The organism is Microcoleus sp. PH2017_35_SFW_U_B, assembly GCF_020737865.1.
Lineage (GTDB): Bacteria > Cyanobacteriota > Cyanobacteriia > Cyanobacteriales > Microcoleaceae > Microcoleus.
Genome location: NZ_JAEQDE010000020.1, coordinates 64,372 through 79,318 on the forward strand (window position 1 = coordinate 64,372; position 14,947 = coordinate 79,318).

At 44.2% G+C, this 14,947-nt stretch carries 11 protein-coding genes and 1 pseudogene; 8 read left to right on the top strand and 4 right to left on the bottom strand.

From position 1 onward, the window contains the following. Positions 1-37: 37 nt before the first annotated feature. The 3 genes and pseudogenes from JGK36_RS01350 to JGK36_RS33775 form a co-directional block, all read right to left on the bottom strand. Positions 38-1,054 carry an asparagine synthetase A gene (locus tag JGK36_RS01350; protein ID WP_293196090.1) on the bottom strand — a complete coding sequence of 339 codons (1,017 nt, stop codon included), beginning with the start codon at positions 1,052-1,054 and terminating at the stop codon, positions 38-40. A 53-nt stretch (positions 1,055-1,107) separates the two neighbouring features. Then, positions 1,108-3,741 carry an alanine--tRNA ligase gene (gene alaS, locus JGK36_RS01355; protein ID WP_293196092.1) on the bottom strand — a complete coding sequence of 878 codons (2,634 nt, stop codon included), beginning with the start codon at positions 3,739-3,741 and terminating at the stop codon, positions 1,108-1,110. Between the two features lie 40 nt (positions 3,742-3,781). Beyond that, positions 3,782-4,360 (bottom strand): annotated as a pseudogene (locus JGK36_RS33775) (DUF6753 family protein). Positions 4,361-4,381: 21 nt separating this feature from the next. Between JGK36_RS33775 and JGK36_RS01370 the strand changes: the two are divergent. Continuing rightward, positions 4,382-6,082, top strand: a complete 1,701-nt coding sequence (locus tag JGK36_RS01370) for a hypothetical protein (RefSeq protein ID WP_293196098.1) — start codon at positions 4,382-4,384, stop codon at positions 6,080-6,082. Positions 6,083-6,375: 293 nt separating this feature from the next. Then, positions 6,376-6,915, top strand: coding sequence for a hypothetical protein (locus tag JGK36_RS01375; RefSeq protein WP_293196100.1), 540 nt, complete (start codon positions 6,376-6,378; stop codon positions 6,913-6,915). Between the two features lie 34 nt (positions 6,916-6,949). Here the strand turns inward: JGK36_RS01375 and JGK36_RS01380 are convergent, their stop codons facing one another. After that, positions 6,950-7,279, bottom strand: a complete 330-nt coding sequence (locus JGK36_RS01380) for a hypothetical protein (RefSeq protein WP_293196102.1) — start codon at positions 7,277-7,279, stop codon at positions 6,950-6,952. Between JGK36_RS01380 and JGK36_RS01385 the strand changes: the two genes are divergently transcribed. The 6 genes from JGK36_RS01385 to JGK36_RS01410 all read left to right on the top strand — a co-directional run bounded on the left by JGK36_RS01385 (position 7,266) and on the right by JGK36_RS01410 (position 14,800). Beyond that, positions 7,266-9,038, top strand: coding sequence for a type IV secretion system DNA-binding domain-containing protein (locus JGK36_RS01385; protein WP_293196104.1), 1,773 nt, complete (start codon positions 7,266-7,268; stop codon positions 9,036-9,038). The genes JGK36_RS01380 and JGK36_RS01385 overlap by 14 nt on opposite strands. 101 nt (positions 9,039-9,139) lie before the next feature. After that, positions 9,140-10,291: a hypothetical protein gene (locus tag JGK36_RS01390; protein ID WP_293196106.1), complete on the top strand. Its 1,152-nt coding sequence runs from the start codon at positions 9,140-9,142 to the stop codon at positions 10,289-10,291. A 67-nt stretch (positions 10,292-10,358) separates the two neighbouring features. Further along, on the top strand, positions 10,359-12,107 hold the full coding sequence (locus JGK36_RS01395) for an AAA family ATPase (RefSeq protein ID WP_293196108.1): 1,749 nt from the start codon (positions 10,359-10,361) through the stop codon (positions 12,105-12,107). Positions 12,108-12,248: 141 nt separating this feature from the next. Then, positions 12,249-12,797: a DUF192 domain-containing protein gene (locus JGK36_RS01400; protein ID WP_293196110.1), complete on the top strand. Its 549-nt coding sequence runs from the start codon at positions 12,249-12,251 to the stop codon at positions 12,795-12,797. 45 nt (positions 12,798-12,842) lie between these two features. Next, positions 12,843-13,853, top strand: a complete 1,011-nt coding sequence (locus tag JGK36_RS01405; protein ID WP_293196112.1) for a hypothetical protein — start codon at positions 12,843-12,845, stop codon at positions 13,851-13,853. 404 nt (positions 13,854-14,257) lie between these two features. Beyond that, on the top strand, positions 14,258-14,800 hold the full coding sequence (locus JGK36_RS01410; RefSeq protein ID WP_293196114.1) for a hypothetical protein: 543 nt from the start codon (positions 14,258-14,260) through the stop codon (positions 14,798-14,800). Positions 14,801-14,947 lie beyond the last annotated feature (147 nt).

The window sequence follows — 14,947 nt, forward strand, 5'->3', positions numbered from 1 at the left end:
TGCCATAAATTTTGATAGCCTACTTTTCTTATACTCACTATGGGAGCGTCAATGTACCGTTGAAGCGTGGAATAATCTGACAATCTCGAACATCATTATGATTCATTAGCCAACAGATAAACCTCTCAGTACCAAGACCAAATCCAGAAGTTTGTATAGGGAATTCCTCTTTCATGCGACAGTACCATTCGTATGGCTGACGATCTACTTGGTGAAGCTCCAATGCTCTTAATACTTCATCACTTGTCTTGTGGCGTTCTCCAGCCCCAATAACCTCACCTAATCCAAACAAAAGATCAGCCGATTTGGACTTACGTTCACCATCTGTAAATGCTTGATAAAAAGGTACAGCCTCATGATCAAATTCAGTTATCCAAACAAAACCACCGAAGTGATCAATTAGCGCTTGTTCACCTCTACGGTTCAAAACTTTTAGTCCTGGTTCTATAATGTCAATGTACTGTTTATCACAATCAAGTAATTTAATCGCTTCGTCAAAAGTGATTTGAGGGAGGGGAGTATTCATTTTTGTCAGCTTTTCAATATGGCTGACATCACCAGCCATCGCCTCTATAGTGCTTCTGCAATTAGCTAAAATACTTAGACATAAATACCTCAAATAATCTTCAACCAATCTTATTACGTCGTTAATAGACCCAATAATTTCTGCCTCGCTGTGATAGAACTGTGAGAGATGTGTTTCGTCTTCTTGCTCACCTCTAAATGACGGCATAATGTAATAACAGCCATCCTTAACAAAACGACAACCATATTCGAGCAAGAACTGCATTGAGTCAGCTAAATAAGTCTCAACACCGAAAAGTTCTATTTTGACAGGTTTTGAATCGCTTCCACGTCCCATCGGGCTAGATACAGAAGAAGTTGTGATTGGGAAATGCACAGCTTTAATTTGCCTTTCTCGAAAGAATGTCATTGTTGAAACACTTATGACATCTTGGATCTCGAATACTGCGTTATACCAAGGATTCTTGATAGCACTAATGTAATGCTCTTGGAGGTTCATCCAACTTCTAGAAGGCAATTGTTTTTTCATGAATTATGTAGACCTTAAATATCCAGTGGTAAAATTTGCGAAGAACCCAAAAGCTATAGTTGTTTTTCAACCAAATCTGCCAAAGCTTTAAATAAAGCATTTATGCCCTGTGGGTTCTTTCCCCCTCCCTGAGCAAACTGGGCTTTACCACCTCCTTGACCATCAATAAAATGCAACAACTCTTTTAGTAAATGGTTGGCATTTAAGCGATCCAATAAATTTGGAGCCACCATAATAACGACCCGAACAGTGTTATTCTCTTCTCCAGCTAAACAGACAACATCAGCATTTTTTTGATTGATCTTAGCCGAAGCTTCTTCCTTCAAGACTTCAGGTGTTGCATCACCCAATCTTCCTGTAAAAACAGTGACTCCAGATTTAAGAGAGACAACCTCTCCTTTAACTTCAAAGGGTTGAACTGCAACACTTTTGTCCTTTTTCTTATCCGATGCCCCAGAATTAATCAGATTCTCAAGCCGCTCCAAAAAATTATTTTGACTAGTTTTTAATAGCTTGGAAGCTTCCTTCAAAATTCGAGTTCTATTTTGTACTAACTGTAGAGCAGTATCTCCTGTCACTGCTTCAATGCGTCGAATTCCTTTAGCAATGCTTCCTTCAGAAACAATTAGAAAGACCCCAATCTCTCCAGTTGCACTGACATGAGTCCCACCACAAAGTTCTTTTGATACGTCTCCTAGTTCAAGGACACGAACCCGATCGCTATACTTCTCAGAGAACAAAGCCAAACTACCTTGTGCTATAGCGTCTTTGTAATCCATTGTTTGTATATTCGCTTTCAAGTTCTGCCAGATCCAAGAGTTGACCAGCTTTTCGACTTCAACGACTTCTTCCTCTGTCAAAGCACTAGAATATTGGAAATCGAATCGTAGGCGATCTGGATCAACTAGTGAACCCTTTTGATTAACTGATTCACCCAGTATGCTGCGAAGCGCACTATGTAGCAGATGGGTTGCAGAGTGATTGGCTCTCAGTTGTTTTCTTCTGAGTTCATCAACTTTCAATTGAACCTGATCGCTAACACTTAACTTACCCTCGGTAACGTTAGCGTAATGAATAAATACCCCATTGATCTTTGTGGTGTCTAGAACATTGGCTTCACCATGCGAAGAAACAATGACACCTGTATCTGCAACTTGACCACCACTTTCTGCATAAAAACTGGTATTGCGCGTTACGATCTGAACATCAGCACCAGCATCTACGGTTGAAACTCTCATCCCATCTTTCAGAAGCAAAAGAACCTCTCCCTGGGTTTCTAGCGTCTCGTAGCCCTCAAATAGTGTTGGAGTAACTCCCTCTACCAAGGCTTTCAACTCTTCCTGAGACAGGATTTTCCCATCTGAACCAGCCTTTGCTCCAACTCCTTGACGAGAGATTTCTTGATGGCGACGAAAATGATTCATGTAGTCATCTTTATCAAGTCTTACACCTCGCTGTTGGGTAAATAATTGAACCAACTCGAATGGAACACCATAGGTTGTAACTAATTCAAAGGTGTTTTTTCCTGAAAGAACAGAACCTTCGTTACTAGGCAATAAACTATCAAGCCGTTCAAGACCTTTCTTGATAGTTTGCTCAAAATCTTTAACTTCTCGCTGAATATTTTCAATTGTTTGAGATTGATTGATGCGTAGATTTGGATAGTAATCCTTGTAAATGTCAACAACTTGATTGACTACTGAACCATAGTCAAAATTGAGCGCGCCAGAACGGGTGACAAGAGCAGTGCATTTCCGAATTAGTCTCCGAGGAATATACCCCTGCCCTTCGTTGGATGGCAAAACCCCTTCGGCAAGAATAAATGTCGCTGTCTTCAAGTGATCTGAAATAATCTTATAATCCAGATTAGAGCTACTCTTCCCTGAAAGCTGCTGTGCTACACAGGTCATAATTGGTTTAATCAAGTCTGTTTCATAGAGACTATTGCAATTATTCATGACCATCGTCATGCGTTCTAATCCAGAACCTGTGTCTACGCTCTTTAAGGGGAGCCGCTCAAAACTCCCATCTACCTTCTTATCTAGCTCCATAAAGACACCAGCGTTCCATATCTCAATGTACCGATTGGTGGTATCAAAAATCCCACTGGTTTCGTATGATTCACCAAACTCGTCACCTGTATCAAAGAAAACCTCTGTACAAGGACCACAAGGACCTGTATCTCCAGCAGGCCCCCAAAAATTATCTTCGCCTAAAATGACAATGTGATCTCTAGGTAGCCCAACTTTTTCCCAAGCCTTGATAGATTCTTCATCCGGTGGGAGACCCAGAGCAGGATCGCCACTGTATACAGTGGCATACAGCTTATCAACTGGAAAGCCAAACTCTCCTACGAGCAACTCATAAGCCAATTCAATAGCAGTTTCTCTATAGTAATCATTGATCGACCAACTTCCTAACATTTCAAAAGATGTAAAATGATGCCGATCTCCTGCATCTTCGATATCACCCGTTCTGATACAAAGCTGGACATTACAAAGCCTAGGATGAGGAGGCTGGCTTAACCCTAGAAAATATTTTTTCAGGGGTGCCATCCCCGAATTGATATAGAGAAGGGTTGGATCATTCTGTGGAAGCAACGATGCACTACGTATGAGGAGATGATCTTTTTTCTCAAAAAAACTCAGGAATGTTTCTCTAATCTGGCGACTTGATATATTATTCATTTCTCTAACTCCTTGTGTCCTAATTTATTACTCCAAGCATTTAATCCTTAAACCTACGCTTCTCCACAGGTTCCACCCAAATCGTGCAGAACCCCGAATTAGCCGGACATCCTCTCACCTCCAGAGTCACCCCCAAACGCCGAACATCGTTTTTACATTCTAAACTAGAAAGGCTATCCGAATTCCACCTTATCAAATTCCGAGCAAATTTCCCCTCAGCGCTAGTCGCCCACCGCAAAGCATCCGCCTGCTCTTGAGTCAAATGAACTGGTTCCCCCGGCGCAAACCCTCCTTGCGACCAAAGTAAATCCATCCACCCCATCACAGCACCAGCACTTAATGCCACCTACAGGATACCCGCAGCCGGTATCAACGCAAGAGCCGATGTTCTCTACCGAGTCAATTCCGTCTGACGCACCAGAGAATTAACAGCCTCAGCAATTTGCTACTCTTGCTTCTCAACCGCCACTCGCTCGTAACTCGCCAAAGTCTTGTTAATCCGCCCCACCCACTGATCAAACGCTAACTCAAAATCCTCTGGTTTAGGACGCTCTTGAATCAGCACCTCCAATCGGCCAGTAGCCAATAAAATCAGAAAAATCGGGTCAGTTGGCTCAATTTAAAACTCTCAGATTTTGGCTTGTCTCGCTTGCAAAATTTGACTTCTTTGGTCAAAGCAGTTCCCAATTTAGCTAATTTCCCGATCGCTCAAGTAAAACCAGTCTTGGATTTGCTGAAGACGAGCCTGAATTTTCAGCAATTGCAGCAGTTTAACCCCCAACAAACTTTAGGCTCTTTTCTCAAAGAATCTCCTCATTTGGGGAGCCTGTCGATGTCGAGTTTGCCCCTGCAAAATTACCCTCTCAAATCAATTCCCAATTTAGAAAAAACGCCTTTGGGAACTCTCGATAAATGGCAAGCAGCCAAGATTAGCGATGTTCCGGGTCTTAAGGATGTACCCCTATCCAAGCTTCCCGGCGGTATTTCTCCCGTCGGTACATCAGTCGGCACAGTAGATATCGTGTTTGGTACCAAAGAACAAAACAGAGCTCGAACCATGTCCGGTTCAGATGTCGAGGGTTTTGGAGTTCCCTGTCAGAAAGAATGCGCTCACGTTGAATTTTCCGGCTCGGAATTGGTGCGCGGCCGGCAGTGGGTTTCCGGCAAATACCAGACTGTTAAAGGAGGGCGCGGAATTCTTGGCAAAGTCAACGGCGGCAAAGAGCCGACCGGTAGGTTGCCATTCGGGCCTGCGTTCAAAGTAGCGGTGTGGGATGTTTCCGAGACTCAGGGCCGATTCACAACGGCGTTATTTTTGAGGTTTTGTTCGCGATCGGCATTTGTGGATTTGGGCTGTACGCCCTACTACCTCGGCCCGATTCCTTGGCTGGCTTACGAAGAGAAGTTCAGCGACGTGTTTTTGGGGTCTGTAGATGCAGTTTCTCCCAGTGCTGGAGGAGCCTCAACTCCCACTCATGCCGCGTCTCCTTCGACGCAAAAACGGGATGGCAGCAGCACCGGTACAGATTCTGGCAACTCGGATACGTCGGTCGCAGGTGCATCCAAATCGGACACGTCGGTCGCAGGTGCATCCAACTCGGACACGTCGGTGGCAGGCACGTCCAAATCAGATACGTCCAGAGTCGGCACATCCAGCTCAGATACATCCAGAGCATCCAATTCAGATGTGTCCAGAGCACCCTATTCAGATACATCCAGAGCATCCAATTCAGATACATCCAGAGCATCCAATTCAGATACGTCCAGAGCATCCAATTCAGATACGTCCAGAGCACCCTATTCAGATACTCCCGCAGATTCCGGCGGTGCAGGAGCTCCGTATCAAGGCATTTCTCTCGATGCTTTGGGCAGTTCCATGCAGGGAATTGAGGGCAATTTCAATTCAGTGGGAACCCACACCTGCGACGGAACCGGCAACTGTGGCTCCGGTTTGGGTGCTTACGGACTCATGAGTTACAGGCCTGATGTTCGGTTCGCCATATCGTCTCGCCCTGGGGGTTCTGAGGTGTTATCGAAATTGGATAAAGGAGAGGCTGTGACTCCGGATCGCTTGAGTGAAGTTTTTCCTTCAGAAGCTCAGAAAGAAGTGTTTGAAGCAATCGCAAAAAGGTCGATCGATTCTGCCCTATCTCAGACAGATCCTCAGACCGGTCAACCATTTTCTGGTCAGCGGGCGATCGAAAGAATCGGGCAAATGCAATATGGAGGCCCAGCTATTCCAGTGGATTCTCCCGCATCAGATATTCGCGGTTATTACTCGGTGTTTGGTTACGGCAAAAAGGTAGCAGAGTCTTATCAAAGTTTCAGCAAAGTGCGTTGAAGTCAAACAATTGAAGAATTGAACAATTGAAAAATTGACCGATTTGGAGATTGGTGATTTGTGATTGAAGAATTGAAAAGTTCAAGCATCTTAACTTTGAAAATAATACCGTATCCCTATTTTCAACTTTGCTTTCTGTCAAATATGTATTTTTTTGCACGTTGGAAGGAGAAACGACTTGATTAAAACTTGTGTCTCATTGATTAAAAATTGTGTCTCAAGAACGAATGTTTATCATTACGAATGCTGCGGGCAATCGTAAATAACAATTGATGTTCCATCTAGGAGGTTGTATGAACAATTTAGCGAAGGCGATAAGTGGGTTTAAGTTGAATTTGAGGCTTCGGTTGTATTTGGCAATAGCAGCGCTGGCGGTACTGTTGCTGTTGGGTTTTTCCGTGTTTCGGAATTTATCTGTTACGAATTCCGGTTTATCTACTTGGAGTAACGCATCACAAATAGAACCCAGCTTATTAAGTAATGTAGTTCAAGAAAATTACATTAATTCGGCTGGTGTCGAAACTTTTGATAAATCAAAAATGGAAGTTTTGCGGTTGCCTTTTGTTTCCAGCTCAGGTCGTGACTCTGCTCAGGTCTTTCGATTCAATTCTCAAAATTTATGCGGCGTCGGAGGCTGCTTGTATTCTATTTACATCGATCGACAAAAAGTGTTAAGCACGCTTTTGCGATCGGCCGAGCCAAAATTTAAGTTTTTGTCGGTGGTCAACAAAGGGATTCCGTGTTTAGCGATCGCACAAAAGAGTATTGATAACAGCGGTGAAGTAGAAAGTCAATACTGTTGGTTTGGTTCGAGTTTTTTGAGGGTAGAATAATGAATCGAGATAACGACTTGATTGTAACAGTAAATTACCCATCATTGGTAGGTTCCTCATCATTAGTAGGTTCCTCATCATTGGTAGGTTCCTCATCAGTAGGTTGGGAGTATCCCGATTTTGCAAAATCATCGCTGATATCCCTTGAAAGCCCTATACTGCCGTTGTATTTTGAGACAACTTGCAAAATCGGGATGCTCCCAGTAGGTTCCTTGTCATCAGTAGGTTCCTTGTCATCAGCAACTTCTTCATCATTAGGTTTATTGTCATCAGCAACTTCCTCATCATTGGTAGGTTCCTCATCCGCCGCAAGTTCCAGCGACGGGTTCCAGGCCGCTTTGGGCAATGCGATGACCTTTGCCAAATCTCAAAACGGCATGACTTTATTGGGATGCTTGGCCGCTGTTTTGATTTTGCAGATGTTTGGTGGGGGAAAAAAAGGAAAGATTGCCACATCTCGGTGGGCCGGCAAATCAGAAATATCGTCGGCCGGTCGCAAAGCCAAAAAGCAAATAGCTAAACCTACCCGCAACAGCGTTGCTTTGTACGTAGGACAGCCTGAGTTTATGGATGAAAAACTTAAGGAAATGTGGAGAGATGCGGGTTTGCTGCGCGATAAACCTCCCAGCAGAATACAGCAGACAGCAGCCTGGATCGGCAAAATTGGCAGTACAGAGCGATCGTTTTATTTACCGGACGTGCAGCGAGGTGTTTCCGTAATTGGAGCTGCTGGTTGTGGCAAAACTTTTACAGTTATTGACCCGCTAATTAGATCGACTTTGGATCAGGGATTTCCCCTGCTTCTGTACGATTTCAAGTATCCCGCACAGTGCAAAAGAGCTGTAGCTTATGCCATAAAACGCGGCTATGCAGTTCGAGTTTTTGCTCCTGGTCGTCCTGAATCGGAAACGTGCAATCCCCTGGATTTAATTAGAGATGAAGAAGATGCCGTAGCTGCGGGTCAGTTAGCACAAGTAATCGGCAAAAATTTTAATTCTGGAGGCGGTTCAGGAGATAAGTTTTTTGAAGAAGCAGGAGACAGTTTAGTTGAGGGTTTGTTGTTAGTAACAAAGGCTGTAGCGACTTTAACTGGTAAAAAAGAATACTGTGATTTGATGATGGCACAAGCGATTTTGAGCCTTTCTAATTTAGCCGGGAGAATGGATGAAGCTTCCAAAACTAAACTAAAAGTTTGGACAACACGCCCGCTTTCTCAGTTAATTAGCGTCAAGGATTCCGAAAAAACTGTTTCCGGTATTGTCGGTACAGCCCAGCGGATGTTTATGCGGTTCCTGAAAAAAGATTTTATTGGTGCTTTTTGCGGTGAAACTTCATTGCCTTTAGATTTAGAAGGCAAGCAGATGATTGTATTCGGCTTGGACAGGAACAATCGAGATATTGTCGGGCCACTGTTAGCAGCTATCCTGCACATGGTTGTCACCCGCAACGTTTCGCGCACTGTTCCCAGAAAGGATTGTTTGGTGGTAGCCCTAGACGAACTACCTACGCTTTATTTACCAGCTTTAGTTAATTGGTTGAACGAAAATAGAGAAGACGGTTTTGTGGGCATTTTGGGCTACCAAAATATGGCGCAACTAGAGAAGTTTTACGGCAAAGACCTGGCAAGAGCTATAATTGGCGGTACGGCTCATAAGATTATCTTTAACCCGCAAGACCCGGAAAGCGCCAAGGTATTTGCCGACTATTTAGGAGAAGAAGAAATTAGCTTTCGTTCTAAATCTACCAGCACGGGTAAGAGTGGCAATTCTACCAGTTATGGGGAACAAACCAATAAAAAATACTTGCTAGAACCCGCTCAATTTCTCAAGTTAGGAGTGGGTAGGGCAGTAGTAATCAATCCGGGGTATACCGAGGGCGGGCCTTCTAAAGAGGCTTACGTTCCCAGCATTCAAAGCATAAAAGTTCCGCAAGCCGACATCGAACAGATGAATTGGGCCGAGTCAAAATGGGACGCAATACGCAATACTTTATTGGAGCAAAACAGTCGCACTATTTCTGATGAAGAACGGCGGCAGCAATTTGAAGAGCGCAGAAATCTTGCTGAAGAGCTATTTCCAGAGCCAGCAGAGTCGGGTGCTAAGGAACCTTCGGTTTTATTCTAATCAGTCATGCTGATTTTTTCCAGGTTCAGGTTTTGTCCAAACCAGTCGTGCTGATTTTTTCTCTTTGCCCTGATAAGTATTTAAAAGTGAGGTAACGTTAAATGCAATCTGTGAGTACAGGAGAAATAGTTTCATTTCAAGAGTCTTTTTTTAGATCCGTAATTGCCGCTGTTGTCAGTGCTGAAATAGCTTTTAAGCAAGCCGAAGAAGAAGCAGCGCGACGTTTGCGGGAATTGACTCAACAAGAGGAAGATGAGCGGCGAAAGTTAGAAGCAGACGAAAGAAAAAGAAATTTAGAAAGTGGGATGCAAATAAGCATGGGAGATGTCCTACTTTTTGGGTATGCAGGCGGTTCAAAAATAGACACTCTTTCCGGTATGGCTGGTAAATTTTACAATCCAGGCTTGCCAAAAACTTTAGATGCTCTTAAAAATGTTGCAGAAGGCTCAGTATTGCCCGGTGCCGCTGATTTGCGAATTGATTTTGCAGGCAAACCTGTACTTCAAACCGATGCTGAAGGTACTGTTTTAGTTAATAAATTTGTAGGTGCTGGTTTTGAGTCAAATTATTTTGCGTCTTTTTTTAAAGTTCGCGACAATTCGTCATTAAGCGAAGAACCCAGGCGCATTATTGAAGAACTGAATCGAGGTAAGCAAGTAGTTGTAGAACCTGTAAAGGAAGCTGTCGGGGGTTCTGTCGGAGAGAAGCAATCCGCTGTAAAACTGAGAAGTCGCGCGGTAGCTACTCCAGAGAAATCGGTACTTTCGCCGTCGTCATTCGCACCAATACTGGAAGCATCGCAATCACTTCAGTCTCAACCATCGCAATCTCAATCATCTCAACCTCAGTCATCTCAACCTCAGTCATCTCAATCTCAGTCATCTCAATCTCAATCATCGCAATCTCAACCATCTCAATTTCAACCATCTCAATCATTGGGTAGCGATTCTAGATTGCGTTATGTAGTGGAGCATTTAGTTGAATTTTCAGCCTCAGTCGGTACGCCTGTTGAAGTGAAAGGGGCGCACTATATTTGGAAAGCCACTCCAGACGGTCGGTGCCGCATCGACGATCCAAATCGCCGCTGTTTGCTGATAGACGATGGTTGCGGAAACTTCCGCAGCCGCATGACTGAAGCAGATTTGGAGCGTTTTGAAAAAGCTCTTCCTGAATTGATGAAAATGAAGCCGAGTCAGTCTCGACCTTATGAATCTAATTCTAAACAGTCGAAAAAAGCACAGTTAGAACTTTAACTATTGGGATTTTGGGGTGGATAAGTCCCCCGCTAATAAGGGCAATGTAAAACAACGAGGATGATTTATGGCTCATGCAAACGCGCTATCAGGTATTATGGCTTCTGCCGGTTGGGCAGTAGAATTTGTGGCTCCTTTGATAGAGCGACCCTCTGCATTTCAATTACTTGAAGAAGCTTCATTAGAATTTAAAATACCTTGCTATTTTTGGGACTTTGGTTCTTGTCGATTTCAAGATATTTCTCGTCCTCACAGTTTCGTAGCTCCCGATTGCTGCGGCATTTTTGATATTTTGAAGTATTTGTGCATAACAGACACTCCGGGTATATTTGTAATCGAGAATATGCAGGAACTCATGCAAATTCGCAGCATTTCTGATTTCAACTCAGAAGAAAGGCAACTGCAACTATCCGCAATAGTTGCCAATTTGTACTTTAAATTTGCAGCTAGCGGTGGCAGTAATTTTTTAGTATTGCTTTCTACAAATGGGCTGCGGGTAGACGACTATTTAAAAGGTTTAGTGCCTTCAGTCTTTTTGCCACTGCCCGACAGAGAGCATTTGGTTGAAGAAGCATCTCGATTATCCGCAGATTTTGGTTTGAATCGACCAGATTTGGAACAGCTAGTTAGTGCGATGTCTGGTTTGTTTTTGAAAGAAATCGCTAGGGGAGTAACTCTTTGGCAGCAAGGTTATTACGGAAAATCTTCAGACATATCTAGTAGCCTGCGTCAGTATAAAATTGGCAAGTTTCGGGAATTGGGATTGACTTTTAAGGAACCTTCAATTTTGGGCGAATTCGGGGGGTTAGACTTGCTGAGAAATGCCTTAGAAGACGTAAAATTTCAATTTTCTGGGATGGCGAGAAGCTTTTCTATTCCCCTGCCGAAAGGTTGGCTGTTGGTAGGGCCGCCCGGTACCGGCAAGACATTTGCCGCGTCTGTTTGTTCTTCTAAATTGGGCGTACCCTTGGTGAGCGTCGATGTGGGTGCTCTGATTGCTGGGGGGGCGGCATATTTGTCCTGTGTTTTGCAGCGAGTAGAAGCAATAGGAGCTAGCGTGCTCTATTTTGATGAGTTGGATAAGCTTTTTTCTTCTAATTCCAGTTCTCTTTCTGGCGAGTCTGGCAATAGCATTCAAATTCTCGGTCAATTGCTGTCTTGGCTGCAAGATAAAACGGGTCACACTTTTGTAATTGCTACTCTCAATCGCCTCGCGGCGCTACCCCCGGAGCTAACCCGTTCAGGCCGATTTGATGCGATTTTCTACGTGGGATTTCCGCAAGCGTGCGAGCGAAAGCAAATTGTGGAACTCCACGCTGCTCGTTTTGATAACAGATACAAAAATACTTCAGAATCTCCCCTTTCAGACCGCGATTGGCAGATTTTGTTGAACATGACTAACAATTTTGTTGGAGCAGAACTTGCCCGCATGGTAGAAGCCGCTGCTCAAAAAAAAGCTAGAGAAATAGCGAATATCTTGAGCGGTAAAAACTCGGAATTTTTGCTTTGGAACAAAAGAGATAGAGAGCAGATTCAAGAATTGAGGTGTTTGGTCAATTTACCCGAAAGCGATTTGTTGATTTTGCCTTTGTTAATCGAATCTAAAACTTTACGTGGCATTGTCAGATTGGAACTGAATGATTTTTTAGAAGAAAGGAAGAAAATAACGCCTTTATTCGTAAGAGATACAGATAGAATCCTGGCAATGGAAAATTCATCGCGCTACGTTTCCGTGCCTGCTTCCAGTCCCGATACGAGTTTATTTGCACCCGTACTTTCTACCTTTTGGGGAGAGGAGGTATCAAGTAAATCTTGAGCGATAAAATTGGTTCCACAATTTCACCTATACCGACGTACAAAGCAGCAGAAAACGAGGAATTAAGTAAATGTTGATAAATTGGTTCCACAGCTTCGCCTATACCGACGTACAAAGCAGCAGGAAATGAGGATTACGTAAATGTTGATAAATTGGTTAAAGTTCGATTGGGAAAGATTTTCGGAAAAAGTGTTTATAGCCAACACTTTTTTGGGTTGGAGTTTGCTGCTTTTACTGCCTTCAGTTGTGGCGCTGCGAACATTCGTACAGTACCGCTCCCGACAGGCACAGTACCTGCAAGTTGGAGCCTATTTGATATCGGGAAGCAGGCGAATTGAGTTAGAAGTAGCCCGCAGTTCTGAAGAGAAAGAAAAGGGTTTGCAGTTTCGACCGCCACTTCCAAGCAACCGGGGAATGATGTTTGTTGTAGACCCTCCAGTATCTGTAGCAGTGGTCATGCCGAATATGGAAGCTTCTCTTGATGTGGTGTTTTTGCGCTCTGGGACTGTTGTAAAAATGGCATCGAATGTTAAATCATGTTTGCTTCGTCGCGGTGCGGCGCATTCTGATTGTAAACCCGTTTATTACCCGCATCCGGTGGATACAGTTTTGGAATTGAGGGCAGGTACTTTAAGGGAATTAGGCGTACATCCCGGTTCTGAATTAATTGTAGTCAAACGCAGTCATTAGACTGCATCAATCATTAATTCTTGGTTGTTTTTGAGGAAAAAAATCATGAAATTCTCAACTTTCTGGGGAGCCATTTTAACTGCATCGATTTTCTTAGTAGTTGCTAAGCCTGTTGTTGCAGCCGTACTGAAGAATAACGAACCCGTTGTTGGTGCCGTAAGAACGACTAGCCCAATTTATCGTTTTACCAACTTTTGGGAAAGCAGCAATCCTGTCCAGCAACTTCGAGGAGAGGAGCATTTATTTGGAGCGAATGCAGGTGAAAAAGTTCTGTTTGATTTTAGAGCAGAGGTACGCGGTTTCAATCCAGTTTTTGCAATTTTTGATTCTTCAAACCGACAGGTGGGTTTCAGTCAGTATCCCTATTTTACGTTTTTGCCAGCAGCGAGCGGTTATTACAAAGTAATCGTGATGTCAAAAGACCCTTCGACGGTTCCAAATCGCTATTCGCTGAGGGCTACAGCAGTTCCTGCTGCGGGGCCGCCACAACCACTTTCTTTACCGACTTCCGATGGTTTTGGTTCTGGCGTTGCAGGTTTTGAGAGCGCTCCGATGTTGGGGGAAACACCCTTTTTTCCTGCTACCAATTCTTCCAGCAATTTCAATTGGGATGGCTTTTTTTTGGGGACGTCGGATCGATCGACCGTTTCGACTGATGGAGGCAACTTTTTCAATTCGCCGGGAGGATTTGAGCGACCTGCGAGTCAACCGCAGAATTCCAGCAACAACGCGAGAATTTCTCCACCAGCAACAGGCCGAAGCTGTCGCACGTATCCGGCAGGAACCGTGATGTTTGGAAGTGCGGTGGCAGCGCGCTATTACACTTATTGCTTGATGCCCGCAGCAGTTTTTCCAACTGCGACTCCTTCTACTTCTGCTCCTTCTTTTACAGTTCCTTCACCGCAACCAGCTAATAATTCATTGCCTGTTTCTCCTGCAAATCCTGCTTCCCTGCCTGCTGGTGTTGGTAGCGGCGGAGTCGAAAGCGGCGGTACGGCTCCTGCAAATCCCGGCAATTTCCGCCAGCCTTCAGAGTCAGAGTTTTATCCTTATTGAGGGAGAAGTCATGAGATTTTTAACAACTAATCAGAGAGACTTATTTCGGGCAGTACGGGTTCAATCACTCGCCTTGCATTCCTCTCTTTTTTGCTCCGAGTACCGACAACCAATTAGACCGTCAAAATGCCTGGGTTTGCTATTATCTGAAACTTCCACATTCGGATGTGAATGTCTCGGATTCTGTAGTTGTTGAGTACAGGTTGCCGCCGGAAAATTGCGTTCAAAGTTCCTGATATTGATATGAACGACAATCGCGCTTGGAAATCGGTAGAGTCTTTTTACTTGAAAAGGCTGTACTAATCCTAATCGATCTAAAGGATATTGACTGTTTCCGGAGATTGCTTACTAGGCGATGAATAATCAGTAACACTCAGTTAACTAAAATCCGGAGATGAGTAACAGTGGCAGAAATTGAAGCCCTTGTAGAGAGTTTGTGGGAGCTGGATGATGATGTATTGGAAGCTCAGCTAGGCTCCCATGCTCAAGCAATAGAGGATGAAGTGGCAGGGCGTGGGGCACGAGGAGGGGGTGCAGATCCGGCTTCTCTGGATTCTATAGATGTAGGTGTGGCAGCCAAATCAGCGATCAATCCAAAGTTCTTAAATTCTGGTCGTCATCTTTTCAATTGGATTAACCCGGCAGCCTACAAGCTTCTATGTACGCCATTGGAAGGTGAAGGGTCTGATAAAACGATGCAAGAACTGGTGAAGTTGCTGGATCGGGATTTAGATAAGAACGTTGCCAAAGCCGCAGGAATGCTAGCTCCGTTTCTAACAGCAAACCTGGGATTAGCCCCAGCCATTGCTGCCTTAGTTTCAACGCTGATTATCAAGCGAGTTTCTAAGGGAGTCGCCGAATTTACGTGTGACGCATGGCAGCAAACTTTGCCATCCTCTGATGTTCCTGAAACTCCCAGTGCTGCTGAAGCGGCAGCTAGCACCTAAAGAGCGATCGCTCCTCCCCAAAGCGCATGGTTAGAAAACTGATTTGCCTCGGTAAAGGGGGCGATCGCTCAACTGTCTGAAAATTCCAGTAGCATCAGTGCATCGCCTCTCATCTTGAGCTTACAATCGCATAAAGTGCCCATACCT